Origin of the sequence: Prauserella halophila, assembly GCF_024171895.1 — a bacterium.
Classification (GTDB): Bacteria; Actinomycetota; Actinomycetes; order Mycobacteriales; family Pseudonocardiaceae; genus Prauserella; species Prauserella halophila.
The window spans coordinates 78,734-96,031 of record NZ_JAMTCQ010000016.1 but is presented as its reverse complement, the minus strand read 5'-3'; the positions used below and the strand labels follow the sequence as shown (position 1 = coordinate 96,031).

Below are 17,298 nucleotides of genomic sequence, written 5' to 3'. Positions count from 1 at the left end.
GTCAGGCCCCCTTCGTGTTCGTCGCGGCCTTCGCCTGGCTGATGTGGACGCCGCCGCGCCGCTGACCACCGAGCCGCTGCACGGTGCCGAGACCGGACAGCTTCGGGCTGGACAGCTTCTTCGACCGCGACACCATCGCGACCAGCGGGTGCGTCACGAGGAACACCACGATCAGGTCGAGCACGGTGGACATACCGAGCGTGAACGCGAACCCGCGGACCTCGCCGACGGCCAAGGCGTACAGCACCCCCGCGCACAGGAACATGATCGCGTCGGAGGCGAGGATCGTGCGCCGCGCCCGGACCCACGCTCGTGGAGTCGCCGACCGGAACGTCTTGCCGTCACGCATCTCGTCCTTGAGCCGTTCGAAGTAGACGACGAACGAGTCCGCGGTGACACCGATGGCGATGATGAAACCGGCGACGCCTGCGAGGTCGAGCGTGAACCCGATCCAGCGGCCGAGCAGCACCAATACGCCGTAGACGATCGTCGCCGACAACGCGAGTGACAGCACGGTCAGTACGCCGAGCATGCGGTAGTAGAGCAGGCAGTAGACGAACACGAGCGCGATACCGATCGCGCCGGCGATCAGCCCCGCTTCGAGCGAGGCGAGGCCGAGCGTCGGCGACACCGTCGTGGCGTCGGACGACTCGAACGACAGTGGCAGCGAACCGTACTTGAGGATGTCGGCGAGGTTCTGCGCCTCCGCGTCGGTGAAGTCGCCGCTGATCTGGGTGCGGCCGTTGGGGATCGGCTCGTTGATCGTCGGGGCCGACACCACCCGGGTGTCGAGCACGAACGCAGCGTTGGCGCCGGTGTTCTGCGCGGTGTAGTCCGCCCAGGTGTCCCGCCCTTCGCTCTTGAACTGCAGGTTGACCAGCCAGCCCTGCTGCGGGTCGAACTGGGCCGAGGCGTCGTCCACCTGGGTGCCCTCGAGGAACACCGGGCTCAGCACGTACTTCTCGGTGCCCTCCTCGTTGCACGTGACGAGCGGCCGCTCCGGGTCGTCGTTACCGACCAGCGGGTCGTTGGCCGAACACGTCAGGCCCGCCATCGCCTGCTGCTGCAGCTGCATGGCCTGCTGGGACGCGCCCTGCTGCGGATTCCGGCCGGGGTCGAGCGCCGGATTCTGCCGGACCTGCTGGGCCTCGCGAATCTCGCGGGCGATCTCCTCGTCGGACTGCGGCTGACTGCCGCCGCCGCCCTGCGGGCTGCCTTCGGCATCCGGGGAATCGCCCTGGCCGTCCTGCTGGTCCTGGCCGTCCTGGCCGTTCTGCTGGCCCTGGTCCTGGCCGTCCTGGCCCTGCTCCCCCTGTTGGCCCTGCTGCCCTTGCTGGCCCTGCTGTACCGGCTGGGCGTTGATCACCGTGCGGAAGCCGAGCTTGGCGGTGCGGCCGAGGTTCTTGGCCTGCTCACCCTCCTCGCCGGGAACCGTGATGACGACGTTGGTGCCGTCGAGCACCACCTCGGCGCCGCTGACACCGATCCCGTTGACACGGGTCTCGATGATCTGACGAGCCTGGTCGAGCTGTTCCTGCGACGGCTCCTGACCGTCGGGAGTGCGTGCGGTCAAGGTGACCCGGGTACCGCCCTGAAGATCGATCCCCAGCTTCGGTGTCGGCTCCCCGTCACCGGTGAGGAACACCAGTGAATAGAGCGCAACGATGATGAGGACGAAAAAGCTCAGATAGCGTCCCGGGCGGATCGTCCCGGCCGGTGGTGCCACGTCGGTGGTTCTCCTCGAAGGTATTCAGCGGCTTGCGATGAGTCCGGAAAGTACGCAGCGCTCCGCGTCGGTCCACCGATGGGGGGCGATTCAACGCGAACGCACGCAGCACCGAGACACTACTCGGCGCTGCGTGAACGCTGCGTGCAAAGCCGCGAATTCATCCCGCCGATCCGGTGAAGAACCGACGGACGTCGCAGGCTCGCTGCCTTACTTCTTGTGCTCGAGCGGCTCCGCGACCTGGGGCGTGGAGGCCGAATCGGATTCGGACGCCGACTCCGCGGTGGCCGTGACCGGCTCCTCGACGGACTCGGCGGACTCGTCGGCGGTCTCCTCGTCGGAGTCCTCGTCCTCGTCGGCGGCCATCGGGTCGATCCGCTCGCGAATGGCCTGACGCAGCCAGGTCGTCACGACGCCGTCGGCGATCTCGAGGTCGATCGTGCTCTCGTCGGCCGTGTCCGCGACCGTCGCGTAGAGACCGGACGTGGTCATCACACGGTCCCCGGGAGCAAGGCTGTTCTGCAGCTCCTGCTGCTGCGCCGCAGCCTTCTTCTGCTTACGCGTGCCCATGATCAGCGGGACCGCGAGCACGAGCATGAGCAGGAGCGGCAGCAAAAGGCCTTCCATGGTTCTCCATTCGCCGGACGTCTCTCCGCCACAGGCGGTACGTCCACGTTTGTCTGGATGTGCTCTCTCGAGTGTGCCAGGTCATGCCGCCCGAAAGGGCGGCCCCCTGCCACCGCACCCCGGCAACGTTTCAGTCGAACAGGGTCGGCGCGCCGGCGTCAACCCCAGCCGCATCCGGCGGCGGCGCCAGGCCGAGGTGCTCCCAGGCGGCCGCCGTAGCGACGCGGCCACGTGGGGTACGGGCGAGCATACCCGCACGTACGAGATAGGGCTCACAGACCTCTTCGACGGTCGTGGGCTCCTCCCCGACCGCCACAGCGAGCGTCGAGACCCCGACCGGGCCACCGCCGAAGGAACGCACGAGCGCGCCGAGCACTTCGCGGTCGAGCCGGTCGAGACCGAGCTCGTCGACGTCGTACACCTCGAGCGCGGCCCGCACCACCGGCAGCGTCGCCCGGCCGTCGGCGCGGACCTCCGCGTAGTCGCGGACCCGGCGCAGCAGCCGGTTGGCGATCCGCGGCGTGCCCCGGGACCGGTGCGCGATCTCGGCGCGGCCCGCGTCGTCGATCGTGATGTTCAGCAGCGCGGCCGACCGCTCGACCACGTGGCCGAGTTCGCCGGGGCTGTAGAACTCCATCTGCCCGGTGAACCCGAACCGGTCCCGCAACGGGCCGGTGAGCGCACCCGATCGGGTGGTCGCGCCGACCAGGGTGAACGGCGCGACATCGAGCGGGATGCTCGTCGCGCCCGGCCCCTTGCCGACGACGACGTCGACCCGGAAGTCCTCCATCGCCAGATACAGCATCTCCTCGGCGGGCCGGGCGATGCGATGGATCTCGTCGATGAACAGCACGTCGCCCTCGGCGAGGTTCGACAGCATCGCGGCCAGGTCGCCCGCCCGCTCCAGTGCCGGACCGGAGGTGACGCGGATCGCCGCGCCCAGTTCGGCGGCGACGATCATCGCCAGGCTCGTCTTGCCCAGGCCCGGAGGGCCGGACAGCAGCACATGGTCCGGCGGTACGCCACGCTTCCGGGCGCTCTCGAGCACGAGCTCGAGCTGTTCACGCACCCGCGGCTGGCCGACGAAGTCGCCGAGCTGTTTCGGCCGCAGTGCCGTCTCGACCTCACGATCGCCCACCTGCGGGAACGCCGAGAGCGCCGCCTCGGCCGCGGCGTCGGCGGATCCCTCCGCCGGACCGGCCTCGAGGCCCGCGTCGCCGAAATCGGTCATGTCCTCATCGTGCATGGCAGCCGGTCAGCGTTTCGTGCCGAGGGTGGTGAGCGCGGCGCGCAACAGGCCGGAGGTGTCCGTGGTGGCGTTGTCGGCCGCGACCTTCTCCACCGCCTGTTCGGCCTGCTTCTGCGCGAACCCGAGCCCGGTGAGCGCCTCGACGACCTCGGCGCGCGCCGCTCCGGCATCGGGCCGGGCACCGGCTCCCCCGTCGTCCGCCTCGGCCGCGAGGACCTTGTCGCGCAGTTCGAGTGTGAGCCGTTCGGCACCCTTGCGGCCGATCCCCGGCACCTGCGTCAGCGTCGTGATGTTGCCGTCTGCCAGCGCGGTGCGGAGCTGATCCGGGTCCAGCACCGCCAGCGCGGCCAGCGCCAGCCGTGGGCCGATGCCCGACACGGTCTGCAGTAGACCGAAGAGGTCGCGTGCTTCCGTGTCGGCGAACCCGAACAGGGTCAGCGAATCCTCACGCACCACCAGCGACGTCGCGAGCCGGGCCTGCTCGCCGCGGCGGACCGTGGCCAGCGTCGCGGGCGTGGCCTGTACCGCGAGGCCGACCCCGCCCACCTCGACGACGACGTGGTCGAGGCCGATCGACAGGACCTCACCTTTCACCGAGGAGATCACCGGCGCGTGTCCCTTCCGCTGTTCGTGCCGTTCCCGGTCCGCCGGGCCTCCTTGTCCTTCGCCGCGGCGTCCCTGTCCTTCGCCGCGGCGGCGAGCTTCGCCTTGTGGGCGCGCGCCACCTGCGCGGCCTTCGCCTCCGCCTCGGCCAGGCGTTCACGCATCGGCTCCCGCCACAGGTGGCAGATCGCCAGGGCCAGCGCGTCCGCGGCGTCGGCGGGCTTGGGCTGCGACTCGAGCTTGAGCACGCGCGTCACCATGCCCGTGACCTGAGCCTTGTCGGCCCTGCCCGATCCGGTGACGGCAGCCTTCACCTCGCTCGGGGTGTGGAACACGACGGGCAGCCCGCGGCGGGCTGCGTTCAGCGCGACCACACCGCCCGCCTGTGCCGTGCCCATCACCGTGCGGACGTTGTGCTGACTGAACACGCGCTCGACGGCGACCGCCTCGGGCCGGTGGACGTCCAGCCAGTGCTCGACCGCGTCGGAAATGCGCAGCAGGCGCGCCGCCAGCTCCGTGTCCGCGGACGTGCGCACCACGTCGACGGCCACGCACGTCACCGACCGACCGAGCCCACCGTCGACCACGCCGAGACCGCACCGGGTCAGCCCGGGATCCACACCGAGCACGCGCACCTGTCCTCCCCCAACTTCGGGAACATCCGTTCGATGCCGTCAGATTACCGGGCACGGCGCGACCGGAGCGGCAGGCGCGCCGGATCCGCGCGCCGCGGGCGTTCAGGGACCGTCGAGGCCGGGAGTCCAGCTCTCCGGCTTTCCACTCGCGGTCAGGACGGGCTGCCACGACGCGAACCCCTCGGGTGCCGCGTCCGCCCACGGCCAGTGCCCGTCCGGAGTCGGCACGACGAGCTGGACCGCAGGGAAATCACCCTCGGGGTAGACCACGAACGCGCTGCCGAAGAACTCCGGATAGTGCCCGGGGTCGACCCGTTCGAACGTGACCGGCAGGCCGTCGAAGAAGTCGTGGTACAGCTCGCCGCAGCGGAACTCCTCGCCCGTGGCCGCCCGGTCGACGTAGGCATCGAGCAGCACCGGCGCCAGTTCCGGCGGCAGACCGACCACGACCGCCTCGGGTACGCCGTGCATCGCCCATGCGCACACGGTGAACGCGTAGCCCGCGCCGTGCTCGTCGGCCGCCACACTGATCACCGCGTTACCCCGCCGCTCGGCCTCGGCGACGATCCACTCCCGCAGTTCGTCGTCGGGGTCTGCGGCGTTCGCGGAATCCGGCGTCTCGACACTCACGGCGTGCATTCTGCCGCATGATCCCGACCGGATCCCAGCACCCGCGCCGCACGATCGCGCGCCGACGAAGACGGCCACGCATCCCCGCACAACGACAGCGCCCGGTGGCACAGGCATCACCTGCACCACCGGGCGCTGTCACGACCGGCGACCGCCACCGGCCACGCGCACTCCGCGAACGGAGTGCCGGTCAGGCGGTCGCCTCGGCCATCACCTCGTCGGAGACGTCGAAGTTGGTGTAGACGTTCTGCACGTCGTCGCAGTCCTCGAGCGCGTCGATCAGCTTGAACACCTTCTTGGCGCCCTCGACGTCGAGCGGCACGTTCACCGACGGCTGGAAGCTCAGCTCGGCCGACTCGTAGTCGTAGCCTGCGTCCTGCACCGCCGTGCGCACCGCCACGAGGTCGCCCGGCTCGGACACGATCTCGAAGCTCTCACCGAGGTCGTTGACCTCCTCGGCACCCGCGTCCAGCACCGCCATGAGCACGTCGTCCTCGGACCTGTCGCCCTTGTTCATGAGCACGATGCCCTTGCGGGTGAACAGGTAGGCCACCGAGCCGGGGTCGGCCAGGGATCCGCCGTTGCGGCTGAGCGCGGTGCGCACCTCGCCCGCGGCGCGGTTCTTGTTGTCGGTGAGGCACTCGATGAGCACGGCGACACCGCTGGAGCCGTAACCCTCGTAGGTGATCTCCTGCCAGTCCGCGCCGCCGGCCTCCTCACCGGCGCCGCGCTTGCGTGCGCGCTCGACGTTGTCGGCGGGGACCGAGTTCTTCTTCGCCTTCTGGATGGCGTCGAACAGCGTCGGGTTCGCGTCCGGGTCGCCCCCGCCCGTACGCGCAGCGACCTCGATGTTCTTGATCAGCTTCGCGAACAGCTTGCCACGCTTGGCGTCGAGGGCGGCCTTCTTGTGCTTGGTGGTGGCCCACTTGGAGTGGCCGCTCATCTCTCCTCCAGATCTACATCTTCTTCCGCGAGGCCCACGAACAGCCGGTGCAACCGGTCGTCCCCGGTGAGTTCGGGATGGAACGCCGTCGCCAGCACCCTGCCCTGACGGACCGCGACGATCCTATCCGCCGCGTCCGGCTCCTCGGCGGTGTGCGGCACTCTGGCCAGCACCTCCACGTCCTCGCCCGCCTTCTCGACCCACGGCGCGCGAATGAACACGGCATGCACCGGTTCGCCCCCGGTGCCGGCGACCGCGAGGTCGGCCTCGAACGAATCGACCTGCCTGCCGAACGCGTTGCGCCGCACGACGACGTCGAGTGCGCCGAGCTGCTCCTGGTCGGGCCTGCCGTCGAGGACGGTACGGGCCAGCAGGATCATGCCGGCACACGAACCGTACGCGGGCATCCCCGCGGCCAGTCGCTCGCGGATCGGCTCGAGCAACCCGAAGGTGACCAGCAGCCGCGACATCGTGGTCGACTCGCCGCCCGGCAGGACGAGCCCGTCGACGCGCGCCAGTTCCTCCGGCCTGCGCACCGGCACCGCCGTGGCACTGGCGCGCTCGAGCGCGGCGGCGTGTTCACGTACATCGCCCTGCAGGGCGAGCACACCGATCGTCGGGCGGGTGGTCACGTGGGTCCATCCTCCGAACACTCCGGGCCCGAAACCCTCCGGGCCGGGCACTGTGGGCCGGAAACGCCACCGGCCGGAAACACCGTGGGCCGGCAGCCGCAGGCCGCACACGTGCCGGTCGAGACACGGCAGCTCACGCGCTGCGGGCCGGTTCGTCCAGGATACCCACCCCGGTCGTCAAGCAGGCAGGACCATCGCTGCGGGCGGGCCGCGCTCCCGCGCACGGCTTCACGGCACACCCAGCAGGCGAAGCCCGGCGGCGGTGGCCGCGGCGGCGAGGACGACGACCACGAACGGCGCCTTCCGCCACGCGAGGACGCCGCCGACGGCGACCCCGGCGGGCCGCGCCACGCCCGCGAAACCGCCGTCCTCCAGCAGCGCGGACGTCGCGACGAGAGCCGCCAGCAGTACGACCGCGGCCGTGGCCATGAGGTGTTCGGCGCGATCGGACAGCGTGACCCGGCTGCGCAGCGCGGGGCCCGCGGCGCGGAACGCGAACGTGCCGGCTCCCAGCACGACCGTGGCGACGACGAGCACGAGCGGGCTGGTCATGTGGCCTCCTCCGACCGGGACCGCGACGTGGACGCCGGATCACGTGGGCCGTCCGGCGCGGCGCCGAGGGCCACGAGCACACCGGCGAGCGCCAGCAGCACGGGCACGCCCGCGGGCAGCCACGGCGACGTGACCAGTGCGACGACCACCCCCACGGCGGCGGCGAGCCGCGTGGACCGGTCCTTCAGCGACGGCAGCACCAGTGCCAGCAGCACCGCGGGGAAGGCGGCGTCGAGCCCGAAGGCATCCGTGTCGGAGATGACCGTGCCACCGAAGGCACCCGCCACGACCCCGACGTTCCAGCAGACGAACAGAGCGATGCCGCACGCCCAGAAGGCGGCCCGGCGCCGATCGGCATCCCGCTGCGCCAGCGCGAAGGCGACCGTCTCGTCGATCATCAGATGGGCGCCGGCCGCGCGCCGCACGAGCCCACGGCCGAAGACGTCGCCGACGGCGAATCCGAACGGCAGGTGCCGGGCGTTGACCAGCAGTCCGGCGAGGACCGCGGCGATCGGGTTGCCGCCCGCGGCGATCAGGCCGACGAACATGAACTGCGCCGCGCCCGCGAACACGACCAGGGACATGAGCATCGGCAACCACAGTGGAAAGCCCGAGCCGACCGCGATCGCACCGAACGAGGCGCCGACGAGGCCGTCGGCGGCGCAGACGAGCGCGATGTCGCGCAGCAGGCCGGATTCGAGCCGGCTTGTTAGTGTTCGCCATATCGAACGCATTACCTGACACAGTGAACAACCACCCATCGTTCGTCAATACGAACATTCGGACCGATGGAGCGAACACATGACGGAGACCGGCCCCGTGCAGCACAACCGCCGCGCCGACACAGCGTCACAGGCCACCCCGGCGTCGGATGTCCCGGCGTCGGGTACTACAGCGTCGGGCGCCGCCGCTTCCGAGGGCACAGGGGTGGCCGGAACGGCTGCCGAGACCACGGGGCCGTTGGCGCACATCGCCTCCGCGCTCCGGCGGGAACGACAGCGGGCCGGCATGTCGCTGACCGAGCTCGCGCGCCGCGCCGGCGTCGCGAAGTCGACGCTGTCGCAGCTCGAATCCGCTGCCGGCAACCCGAGTGTCGAAACGCTGTGGGCACTGAGCGTGGCGCTCGACGTGCCGTTCGCACTGCTCGTCCAGCCCGCGCGGCCGCAGGTGCAGCTCGTGCGGGCGGGTGAGGGGCCGCGGTTCGCGGCCGACCGCGCCGACTACCTGGCGACCGTGCTCTCGACCTGCCCGCCGAACGCGCGCCGCGACCTGTACCTGATCACGGCGGAGCCGGGCTCGGCCCGCGAATCGGATCCGCACATGCCCGGCGTCGTCGAGCACGTCGTACTGAGCGCCGGACGCGTCATGGTGGGGCCGAGCGACGATCCGACCGAACTCGCACCCGGCGACTACATCGCCTACCCCGGCGACCTGCCGCACGTGTTCGAGGCGCTCGAGCACGGCACGACCGCGGTCCTCGTCTCCGAACACACCTGAGCGCGCGACGCGGCACCTGCCACCAGGTCAGGACACGGGATACAACTCGATCTCGGCGCTGTGCCCGTTGGATCCGGCGAGCCTGGCATCGGTGGTGAGCAACGGAATATCGAGCTGCTCAGCAAGCGCAACATACGCGGCGTCGTACGGCGTGATCGAGTGCCGGAGTTCCCACACACGCGGTATCAGCCCGCGATGCGGCGAGCGCCACGGGGAATGCCGCCAGATCGGCGACAACCTCGTCGGCATCCTCGCTGGAGAGCCTCGTTCAGCGCCCTCCGGAAATCAGCACCCTCCGGAAAGAAGCTCCTGCGCGATCGCCTCCGGAATCCGTTCGGTCGTATCGGTCATTCGGTGCCCCCACTACTCCGGCGTGACGGCCGCTTCGACGATCGACGTCACGGTCACCCCGGCCAGTTCCTCGCCACTCGTTCCGAGACGGTGATTGCTCCGAATCGGCGGATCGTCGTTTCAGAGCACTGGCCGTGATCCTCACGCGGCACGCCACCGGCGCGAACCCCGTCGAACTCGGCCAGCACCTCGGCAACAGCCTGCGCAGAACCTCCCGCGTTTCCCGATCGAGCGACCCAACGCGTAGGGATACCCCCTATGCGTCGGGTTGAGCGTGAGGAGCCGGGATTCCGGACGAACAGGGCACACGAAAGAAACCGCAGATGCACTCTCACCACGAGGAAGCCGCGTTCCTGGCCGACATCAAGGAGGCCGCGCCGGACGTGGTCTCGGCCTTCTTCGGGTTCGACAAAGCCGTGTTCGACAAGAACCCGGGAAACCTCGACCTGGCCATCCGGGAGATGATCGCGGTCGGGGTCGCGGTGACCACCCAGTGCGCGTACTGCATCGAGGACCACGCCAAGCGCGGTCAAGGCCGGAGCACCCAAAGCCGCGGTCGCCGAAGCGGTCATGGTCGCCGCCGCCCTGCGCGCCGGCGGCGGCGTCACTCACGGCTGGAAGGCGATGAAGGCCGTCGCCGACGAAGAGTAGCCCGCGCCGCGCGGCACGCACGACGCAGCCCGGCGACGGATGAGCCGAACACTCGGCCTTCTGCCGCCGGGCGTTGCCGTCACCAGCCGCGTTCGGCGAGGCGGTGCGGTTCGGGGACCCGGAATTTCGGCAACGAGTACGCACCTCAGAACTCGCATCCCCGGAACTTCTAGCCTCCGAAGTACCGTCGGTGGTGCGCCGGAAAGCACCTGGCCGCCCGACCACGCGCAGGCCGCGCGCGAATCGCGAGAATCGTCGGTGGTCGACGCTAACCTTGCGACATGACCGACAACGCATGGCGCGACCACACACCAGAAGGTCCGTCAGCGCCCAGGACCGACACCTTCGACCTGCAGACGTATTTCGATCGCCAGCACGCCGAGTTCGCGCGATCCGGGCCGTCCGTATCGGAGCTCTTGGACCGCGCCGCCGCGAGCACGGCGGCATTCCTCGCGAAACCCTCGTCGCGGTCATCCGTGAAGACCGCGAAGAACTGCGCTGACGGGCAGACAACTCGCACTCGACCCATTCGCGTTGCCCGAGTTCCTCAGTGGTCGTACGACGAACACCGACCTGTCACAGCAGCGCGCCGAGGTGCGGGGGGCCCACGCTCCGGCGCATGTCGCCACCCGAGAGGAAATCACGGGACTTGTTCTCGCGAGAGACCTGAAGGAGAGACGACGCGAAAATGGGACTCACATTCGGTCCGATTCTGCACAGTGCAGGTATCGATCCTGCCGACGCCCATGTAATCCGCCATGCCTACGTGCGCGAGCACGAGGACAGCGGCTTGCCCGGCCTCCACGCGGACTCCACCGATGATGAGATCCTGCGCTACACCAGCCAGCAGTCCGCGAAGCCACGCGTTTTCCCGGCCGCCCCTCCCCGCCTGTGGCTCATCTTCATCCGGGAAGGCGGTGACAGGGCCAGGCTCTGGTCGGTGCTGGAGAACCGCGGCGAGACATCGAACGACGGGACGCTCCGCACCTTTGACCTGACTCGATCCGAGCAACTGGCGGACCTGCGAAACCGGCTGGTGATCGGCTGGAGATCGCCGCGCGCTTGGCGCATCAACGCCACGACAGCCGCCGACTACCCAGTCATGGAGATCGCCGACGCGGAGCCGATCCCATTCCCAGGCTTCGACCAGCTCGTGCTCGACTACGTCCAGCTCCAGGCCGTGATGCGTGACCACCGCTACGCCTCCTGGCGCACCGCGCTGGCATCGGTTACCGGCGTCTACCTAATCACGGACACCCGTGACGGCCGCCAATACGTTGGCAAGGCCGAGGGCGCGGAGAGCATCCGCCAACGCTGGAACGCCTACGTGACCAACGGCCACGGCGGCAACGTCGAGCTGCGCAACGTCAGGCCAACCAGCTTCCGCTTCTCCCTGCTGCGCGTGTTCGATCCCGCGACTCCCACCCGCGAGATCGACGCAACCGAGAGCCACTTCAAGCTCGCCCTCGACACACGCAGGCACGGATTGAACCGCAACTGACAGTGCCACCCGTCGAGGTGACCGCGCTCAGCTACATGCTCGCAACGCGATCCGGCCATCGCTCCGTCTGCACCTAACTGCCGACGTCCCCTCACCCTGGACCGTCAGCTCGAACCACTCTCGTCGCCGGCAGACGCGAACGCGAAGTTCCCGGCGAGAGCGACAATGCGCCCCCACCAGGACACCTCACCAGCCGCGTTCGGCGAGGCGGTGCGGTTCGGGGACGTCGTCGACGTTGATGCCGACCATCGCATCGCCCAGTCCGCGGGAGACCTTCGCCAGCATGTCGGGGTCGTCGTGGAAGGTCGTCGCCTTGACGATCGCCTCGGCACGCTCGGCCGGATTCCCCGACTTGAAGATGCCCGAGCCGACGAACACGCCCTCGGCGCCGAGCTGCATCATCATCGCCGCGTCGGCGGGCGTCGCGACGCCGCCCGCGGTGAACAGCACGACCGGAAGCTTCCTGGTCGCCGCGACCTCCCGCACCAGCTCGTACGGCGCCTGCCATTCCTTCGCCGCGACGTACAGCTCGTCCTCCGGCAGCGCCGCCAGCTTCCGCAGCTCGGCACGGATCTGCCGCATGTGCGTGGTCGCGTTCGACACGTCGCCCGTGCCCGCCTCGCCCTTGGACCGGATCATCGCCGCCCCCTCGGTGATCCGCCGCAGCGCCTCGCCGAGGTTCGTCGCACCGCACACGAACGGCACCGTGAACGCCCACTTGTCGATGTGGTTGGCGTAGTCGGCGGGGGTGAGCACTTCGGACTCGTCGACGTAGTCGACGCCGAGCGACTGCAGCACCTGCGCCTCGACGAGGTGCCCGATCCGCGCCTTCGCCATCACGGGGATCGACACCGCGTCGACGATGCCGTCGATCAGGTCCGGATCGCTCATCCGCGCAACACCGCCCTGGGCACGGATATCGGCGGGCACGCGCTCGAGTGCCATCACGGCGACGGCACCGGCGTCCTCGGCGATCTTCGCCTGCTCCGGCGTGACGACATCCATGATCACGCCGCCTTTCAGCATCTCCGCCATACCGCGCTTGACGCGGGCGGTGCCGATCTCGGGACCGGACGGCTGGGCAGCGGACTTCGACGTCGACACGGGAGGACCTTTCGTCTGATCGGGTGGTACGTCCTCAGAATAGGCCGCATGTGGCCTTCCGCGAGTGGCCATTTCCCGCTGTTCTCGGAAGGCCACTCGCTCCGGCCCGCACCCTCGCCTTGCCGATGACGTCCGTCGGGTGTGTGATCGAACGCACAGGTGCCGGCGAGCTGCGAGGAGACCGCGATGACCGACAAGCAGAGCAAAGGGGGCGACGCGGGCGCCGGGGCGGTGGACGACCCGGCGCGGCTGCGCAACGTCGCGCTGGTCGGTCCGTCCGGCGCAGGCAAGACGACGCTGGCCGAGGCACTGTTCGCCGTAGCGGGGTCGGGCGGTCGCGCGGCATCCGGCGACGCCGGGACCGTGTTCGATCACGACCCGGTGGCACTCCGCCAGCAGCGGTCCGTCGGCCTGGCGGTCGCGCCCCTGCTCCACCGCACCGCCGCACACGGCGACGTCAAGATCAACCTGATCGACACCCCCGGATACGTCGACTTCGTCGGCGAGCTGCGCGCCGGGTTGCGGGCCGCCGACGCCGCGCTGTTCGTCGTCTCCGCCGGTCACGGCGTGGACGCCGCGACGGTCGCGCTGTGGCAGGAGTGCGCCCGGGTCGGGATGCCACGCGCCGTCCTGGTCTCCCGGCTCGACCACGCCCGGGCCGACGTCGACGGCGAGATCGCCGCCTGCGCGGACGCGTTCGGCGAGGGCGTACTGCCGCTCTATCTGCCGGCCAGGGACGGCACGGCGCTCATCGGCCTCATCACCGGACGGCGCTACGACTACGCAGCGGGACACCCGCCGGTCATCGGTGACCCCGACCCCGCGGACCTCGACCATCTCGCCACGGCACGAGGCGAACTCATCGAAGGGATCATCGCCGAGAGCGAGGACGAATCGCTCATGGACCGCTACCTGGCCGGTGACGACATCGCGGAGGACACGCTCATCGCCGACCTCGAAACCGCCGTGTCGCGCGCCGCGTTCCACCCCGTGATCCCGGTGTGCGCCGACACGGGGCTCGGACTCGCCGAAGTGCTCGACGGCATCGCGGCCGCCTGCCCGTCGCCGCTGGAACGTGCCGTCCCGCTCGCCGCCTCACCCGAGGGCATCCCGCACCCCCGCCTGGCGCCCGACCCGGAGGGCCCGCTGGCCGCCGAGATCATCCGCACCACCGTGGACTCGTTCGTCGGCCGGGTCTCGCTCGCGCGGGTGTTCTCCGGCAAGCTCCAGCCCGACCGCACCGTGCATGTCTCCGGGCACGGCATGGCCGACCGCGGGCACGCCGACCACGACGAGGACGAACGGGTCACCCACCTCTACAGCCCGTACGGTGCCACGCTCCGGCAGCTCCCGTACGCGGTCGCGGGTGATCTCTGCGCGCTGACCAAGATCTCCTCGGCCGAAACGGGCGACACACTGTCCACGCCGGACGATCCACTGCTCATCGCGCCGTGGGAGATGCCCGAACCGCAGCTACCGATGGCCGTCGTCGCCGCGAACCGCAGCGACGAGGATGCACTGGCACGCAACCTCGGCAGGCTCGTCGCCGCCGATCCGACCCTCCGCCTCGAACGCAACGCCGAGACGGGCCAGCTCGTCGTCTGGTGCACCGGCGAAGCGCACGCCGACGTGGTGCTGGCACGGCTCTGCGACGGCGGCGCCGACGTGACCACCGAACCGGTGCGGATCCCGCTGCGAGCCACGTTCACCCGCGCGGCGACCGGCCACGGCAAGCACGTCAAACAGTCCGGCGGGCACGGCCAGTACGCGGTGTGCGACATCGAGGTCGAGCCGCTCCCCCGCGGCACAGGCGTCGAATTCGCCGATCGCGTCGTCGGCGGCGTCGTACCGCACCAGTTCATTCCCAGCGTCGAGAAGGGGGCGCGGGCGCAGCTCGCGACCGGCATCGCCGACGGGCCCCCGATCGTCGATGTGCGCGTCACGCTCGTCGACGGCAAGGCCCACAGCGTCGACTCCTCCGACGCCGCATTCCAGACCGCGGGCGCGCTCGCGGTGAAGGACGCCGCCACCGCAGGATTGACGGCCCTCGAACCGCTCGACGAGGTCGAGGTCCGGCTACCGGACACCTACCTCGGCGCAGTCCTGGGCGATCTCTCGTCCCGCCGGGGCCGCGTCCTGGGCACCGAGGCGCCTGCGGTCGGCACGACGGTGGTCCGCGCCGAAGTGCCGGCCACGGGTCTGCTCCGCTACGCCGTCGACCTGCGCTCCATCACGTCCGGCACCGCGAGTTTCACCCGCCACCACGCGCGCTACGACCCGGCGCCCGACCACGCGGTGGCGGCGCACTGACGAGGGTCACGAGAAGGAGAAGCCGCCGGGACGGTCGTTGCGGTCGGCGAGCAAGCCGGCCAGGGTCGCGATCGCGATCTCCGGCGGGGTCCGGGAACCGATGTTCAGCCCGATCGGACGGTGCACCCGGGCGATGTCGTCGTCGCCGACGCCGAGTTGCCGCAACGCGGCGATGTGCGGGCCCTCATGACGGGGATTGCCCATGATCCCGACCCACCGGGCCTGCTGCGCGAGCGCATCCCGCAGCATCGCGCCGAGCTCCTCGCGGTGATGATCGGTGACGACGATGTCGGCCGTGTCCGGAACATCCGACAGGTCCGGTATCGCCGTGGGCGCGTCGGCGACCCGCTTGGCGTCCGGTTCCACGAGCAGTGCTCGGAAACCGGCGTCCGCGGCGTAGCGCAGCAGGTAGTCGGCGACCGGAGTGGCGAACACCGCGATCAGGGTGCGGGTGTCGCGGCCCGCGTCGCGCTCACCGTGGGCGACGTCGCACGCAGCCGCCTCGGTGGTCGAGTCGGTTCCGGTCCCCGCTCCCGCGTCGGGATCCGGCTTCTCGGAGGTGTCCGGAGTTCCCGGTGTCGTTGCCATGCCGTCAGTGTGACAGCCGCCGCGGGATCAGGAGTCCTGCGGCGGCGGCGCGGCCACCGGTTCGGGTTCGGCGATGTCGAAGTATTCGGGCTGCGGCGCGGTGCCGGCCAGCTTGAAGTAGCGCACCTTGCGCCGCCTGCGCAGTGCGAGCGTGTCACGCACCGCGTCGTTGTGGACCCGGCGCGCGATCACCATGCGGTGCTCGGCATCGGCGAGTTCCTCGGCGAGCGGAGCCGGCAGCACGGACCGGTCGAGTTCGCCGAGCAGGCGGGTGAGCTCGTTCTCGGCGTGCTCTCGCTCGGCCCACGGCGCACGCTCGGCGGTACGCGCCCCGGCGACGAGTTCCTCGGCAGCGAGCCGCCCGAGTGCACCGGCCGGAGCCGAGACCGCCACGGTCCTCGCGACGACCGCGCGGCGGGCCAGCGCCGCGTCGAGTGCCACCCAGCCCGCGTCCATGCGCACATGCAGGCGGTCGAGGCGGTTCGCCGTCGCCAGCAGATAGAGCCCGACTGCGACCACGAGCACGGCGAGCGCCGCCACCACGAACAGGGTCATGCGCCCGCATCCCGATCCGGACCGACCTTGCGCGGGTCGGCGGCGATGGCGGTCTCGTAGACACGCTGCACCTGGGTGACGACCGTGCGCCAGTCGTACAGCGCGACCCGCTCGGTCCCCGCGGCGGCCAGCCGTGCCCGCCTGCCGGTGTCGGTCAGCAGCTCCCGCAACGCGCTGCCCAGCGCCTCCGAGTCTCCGGTCGGCATCAGCACCCCGGCGCGGCCGTCGTCGAGGACCCGCCGGAACGAGTCGAGGTCACTGGCCAGTACCGGAGTACCCGCGGCCATCGCCTCGGTGAGGATCATGCCGAAGCTCTCCCCGCCCGTGTTGGGCGCGCAGTAGACGTCGACACTGCGCAGTGCCCGTGCCTTGGTTTCCTCGTCGACCTGCCCGAGCAACTCCAGGTGCTCCGTCAGCTCCGGACCGGCCTGCCGGCGCAGCGTGTCGGCCTCGCCCCGGCCCGCCACGAGCAGTCGCACGTCGGGCAGCTCGGCGACGACGTCGCGCAGCGCCTCCAGCAGCACGCCCATTCCCTTGCGCGGTTCGGTGTAGCGGCCGACGAATCCGACGGTGCCGCCCGCGCGGGGGTAGCCCTCCAGCGGACTCGCCTCGGCGAACCACGGCACATCGACGCCGTTCGGGATCTCCACGGCGTCACCGCCCAGGTGCTCGACCTGCACCCGCCGCGCGAGTGCCGACACGGCGATGCGCGCGGTGATCTTCTCCAGCAGCGGCCGCAGCACCGGCTGGAACGCCGACAGGGTGCGCGAACGCGGCGTCGAGGTGTGGAACGTCGCCACGATCGGCCCGTCGGCGACCTTCAACGCCAGCAACGACAGGCTCGGCGCGGCGGGCTCGTGCAGGTGCAGCACATCGAACCGGTTGTCCCGTAGCCACCGCCGCACCCGGGCGTAGGACACGGGCCCGAACTGCAGCCGCGCGATCGAGCCGTTGTACGGGATGGCCAGCGAACGGCCTGCCGGATGGACGAACTCCGGCAGGTCCGCGTCCTCGTCCGCGGGTGCCAGCACGGACACCTCGTGCCCGCGGCTGCGGAGCGCCTTCGCGAGGTCGACGACGTGCCCCTGCACACCGCCGGGCACGTCGAACGAATAGGGGCAGACGATCCCGATCCGCATGCCGG

Annotated in this window: 19 protein-coding genes; 4 read left to right on the top strand and 15 right to left on the bottom strand. The window is 70.5% G+C overall.

What is annotated here, in order from left to right:
* Position 1: 1 nt before the first annotated feature.
* The 10 genes from secD to LY41_RS23185 form a co-directional block, all read right to left on the bottom strand.
* Entirely contained in the window at positions 2-1,726 is a 1,725-nt protein-coding gene (gene secD, locus LY41_RS23230; protein WP_253866623.1) for a protein translocase subunit SecD, read from the bottom strand.
* Positions 1,727-1,936: 210 nt separating this feature from the next.
* The gene (gene yajC, locus LY41_RS23225) at positions 1,937-2,353 is read right to left on the bottom strand and encodes a preprotein translocase subunit YajC (protein ID WP_253866621.1); all 417 of its coding nucleotides are present in this window, start codon (positions 2,351-2,353) and stop codon (positions 1,937-1,939) included.
* A gap of 130 nt (positions 2,354-2,483) precedes the next feature.
* Positions 2,484-3,599 carry a Holliday junction branch migration DNA helicase RuvB gene (ruvB, locus tag LY41_RS23220; RefSeq protein WP_372493349.1) on the bottom strand — a complete coding sequence of 372 codons (1,116 nt, stop codon included), beginning with the start codon at positions 3,597-3,599 and terminating at the stop codon, positions 2,484-2,486.
* Between the two features lie 9 nt (positions 3,600-3,608).
* Entirely contained in the window at positions 3,609-4,208 is a 600-nt protein-coding gene (ruvA, locus tag LY41_RS23215; protein WP_253866617.1) for a Holliday junction branch migration protein RuvA, read from the bottom strand.
* Positions 4,205-4,840: a crossover junction endodeoxyribonuclease RuvC gene (ruvC, locus tag LY41_RS23210; RefSeq protein ID WP_253866615.1), complete on the bottom strand. Its 636-nt coding sequence runs from the start codon at positions 4,838-4,840 to the stop codon at positions 4,205-4,207. Before ruvC ends, ruvA begins: the two co-directional genes overlap by 4 nt.
* Before the next feature lie 102 nt (positions 4,841-4,942).
* Complete coding sequence (locus tag LY41_RS23205) at positions 4,943-5,479, bottom strand: DUF4262 domain-containing protein (protein ID WP_253866613.1); 537 nt, start codon at positions 5,477-5,479, stop codon at positions 4,943-4,945.
* A 181-nt stretch (positions 5,480-5,660) separates the two neighbouring features.
* Positions 5,661-6,413, bottom strand: coding sequence for a YebC/PmpR family DNA-binding transcriptional regulator (locus LY41_RS23200; protein ID WP_253866611.1), 753 nt, complete (start codon positions 6,411-6,413; stop codon positions 5,661-5,663).
* On the bottom strand, positions 6,410-7,045 hold the full coding sequence (pdxT, locus tag LY41_RS23195; protein ID WP_253866609.1) for a pyridoxal 5'-phosphate synthase glutaminase subunit PdxT: 636 nt from the start codon (positions 7,043-7,045) through the stop codon (positions 6,410-6,412). The genes LY41_RS23200 and pdxT overlap by 4 nt, the downstream gene beginning before the upstream one ends.
* A gap of 228 nt (positions 7,046-7,273) precedes the next feature.
* Positions 7,274-7,597, bottom strand: coding sequence for an AzlD domain-containing protein (locus LY41_RS23190; protein ID WP_253866608.1), 324 nt, complete (start codon positions 7,595-7,597; stop codon positions 7,274-7,276).
* Complete coding sequence (locus LY41_RS23185) at positions 7,594-8,331, bottom strand: AzlC family ABC transporter permease (protein ID WP_253866606.1); 738 nt, start codon at positions 8,329-8,331, stop codon at positions 7,594-7,596. Before LY41_RS23185 ends, LY41_RS23190 begins: the two co-directional genes overlap by 4 nt.
* A 193-nt stretch (positions 8,332-8,524) precedes the next feature.
* On the opposite strand from LY41_RS23185, the gene LY41_RS23180 reads away from it, so the two are divergent.
* On the top strand, positions 8,525-9,094 hold the full coding sequence (locus LY41_RS23180; protein ID WP_253866728.1) for a helix-turn-helix domain-containing protein: 570 nt from the start codon (positions 8,525-8,527) through the stop codon (positions 9,092-9,094).
* 27 nt (positions 9,095-9,121) lie between these two features.
* Here LY41_RS23180 and LY41_RS23175 read toward each other — a convergent pair whose 3' ends face one another.
* Positions 9,122-9,343 (bottom strand): type II toxin-antitoxin system VapC family toxin, encoded by a 222-nt coding sequence (locus LY41_RS23175; protein ID WP_301297532.1) that lies wholly within the window; start codon positions 9,341-9,343, stop codon positions 9,122-9,124.
* A 425-nt stretch (positions 9,344-9,768) separates the two neighbouring features.
* Here LY41_RS23175 and LY41_RS23170 point away from each other — a divergent pair, with 425 nt between their 5' ends.
* Together LY41_RS23170 and LY41_RS23165 are read left to right on the top strand one after the other, a co-directional pair.
* Positions 9,769-10,269: a carboxymuconolactone decarboxylase family protein gene (locus LY41_RS23170; protein ID WP_253866604.1), complete on the top strand. Its 501-nt coding sequence runs from the start codon at positions 9,769-9,771 to the stop codon at positions 10,267-10,269.
* Positions 10,270-10,784: 515 nt separating this feature from the next.
* Positions 10,785-11,597, top strand: a complete 813-nt coding sequence (locus tag LY41_RS23165; protein ID WP_253866602.1) for a GIY-YIG nuclease family protein — start codon at positions 10,785-10,787, stop codon at positions 11,595-11,597.
* 186 nt (positions 11,598-11,783) lie between these two features.
* On the opposite strand, the gene pdxS is transcribed toward LY41_RS23165, so the two are convergent.
* Entirely contained in the window at positions 11,784-12,701 is a 918-nt protein-coding gene (pdxS, locus tag LY41_RS23160; protein ID WP_308292300.1) for a pyridoxal 5'-phosphate synthase lyase subunit PdxS, read from the bottom strand.
* 186 nt (positions 12,702-12,887) lie between these two features.
* On the opposite strand from pdxS, the gene LY41_RS23155 reads away from it, so the two are divergent.
* The gene (locus LY41_RS23155; RefSeq protein WP_253866600.1) at positions 12,888-15,011 is read left to right on the top strand and encodes an elongation factor G-like protein EF-G2; all 2,124 of its coding nucleotides are present in this window, start codon (positions 12,888-12,890) and stop codon (positions 15,009-15,011) included.
* A 6-nt stretch (positions 15,012-15,017) separates the two neighbouring features.
* Here LY41_RS23155 and LY41_RS23150 read toward each other — a convergent pair whose 3' ends face one another.
* The 3 genes from LY41_RS23150 to LY41_RS23140 are packed head-to-tail and all read right to left on the bottom strand — an operon-like array spanning position 15,018 to position 17,293.
* The gene (locus LY41_RS23150) at positions 15,018-15,599 is read right to left on the bottom strand and encodes an XdhC family protein (RefSeq protein ID WP_253866598.1); all 582 of its coding nucleotides are present in this window, start codon (positions 15,597-15,599) and stop codon (positions 15,018-15,020) included.
* Between the two features lie 27 nt (positions 15,600-15,626).
* Positions 15,627-16,154, bottom strand: coding sequence for an NUDIX hydrolase (locus tag LY41_RS23145; protein WP_253866596.1), 528 nt, complete (start codon positions 16,152-16,154; stop codon positions 15,627-15,629).
* Entirely contained in the window at positions 16,151-17,293 is a 1,143-nt protein-coding gene (locus LY41_RS23140) for a glycosyltransferase family 4 protein (protein WP_253866594.1), read from the bottom strand. Before LY41_RS23140 ends, LY41_RS23145 begins: the two co-directional genes overlap by 4 nt.
* Positions 17,294-17,298 lie beyond the last annotated feature (5 nt).

Excerpts from the sequence above, each read along its gene's own strand:
- yajC (WP_253866621.1), bottom strand. The coding sequence starts at position 2,353 with ATGGAAGGCCTTTTGCTGCCGCTCCTGCTCATGCTCGTGCTCGCGGTC.
- ruvB (WP_372493349.1), bottom strand. The coding sequence starts at position 3,599 with ATGCACGATGAGGACATGACCGATTTCGGCGACGCGGGCCTCGAGGCC.
- LY41_RS23205 (WP_253866613.1), bottom strand. The coding sequence starts at position 5,479 with ATGCACGCCGTGAGTGTCGAGACGCCGGATTCCGCGAACGCCGCAGAC.
- LY41_RS23200 (WP_253866611.1), bottom strand. The coding sequence starts at position 6,413 with ATGAGCGGCCACTCCAAGTGGGCCACCACCAAGCACAAGAAGGCCGCC.
- LY41_RS23190 (WP_253866608.1), bottom strand. The coding sequence starts at position 7,597 with ATGACCAGCCCGCTCGTGCTCGTCGTCGCCACGGTCGTGCTGGGAGCC.
- LY41_RS23185 (WP_253866606.1), bottom strand. The coding sequence starts at position 8,331 with ATGCGTTCGATATGGCGAACACTAACAAGCCGGCTCGAATCCGGCCTG.
- LY41_RS23175 (WP_301297532.1), bottom strand. The coding sequence starts at position 9,343 with ATGCCGACGAGGTTGTCGCCGATCTGGCGGCATTCCCCGTGGCGCTCG.
- LY41_RS23170 (WP_253866604.1), top strand. The coding sequence starts at position 9,769 with ATGCACTCTCACCACGAGGAAGCCGCGTTCCTGGCCGACATCAAGGAG.
- LY41_RS23165 (WP_253866602.1), top strand. The coding sequence starts at position 10,785 with ATGGGACTCACATTCGGTCCGATTCTGCACAGTGCAGGTATCGATCCT.
- LY41_RS23155 (WP_253866600.1), top strand. The coding sequence starts at position 12,888 with ATGACCGACAAGCAGAGCAAAGGGGGCGACGCGGGCGCCGGGGCGGTG.
- LY41_RS23150 (WP_253866598.1), bottom strand. The coding sequence starts at position 15,599 with ATGGCAACGACACCGGGAACTCCGGACACCTCCGAGAAGCCGGATCCC.
- LY41_RS23145 (WP_253866596.1), bottom strand. The coding sequence starts at position 16,154 with ATGACCCTGTTCGTGGTGGCGGCGCTCGCCGTGCTCGTGGTCGCAGTC.
- LY41_RS23140 (WP_253866594.1), bottom strand. The coding sequence starts at position 17,293 with ATGCGGATCGGGATCGTCTGCCCCTATTCGTTCGACGTGCCCGGCGGT.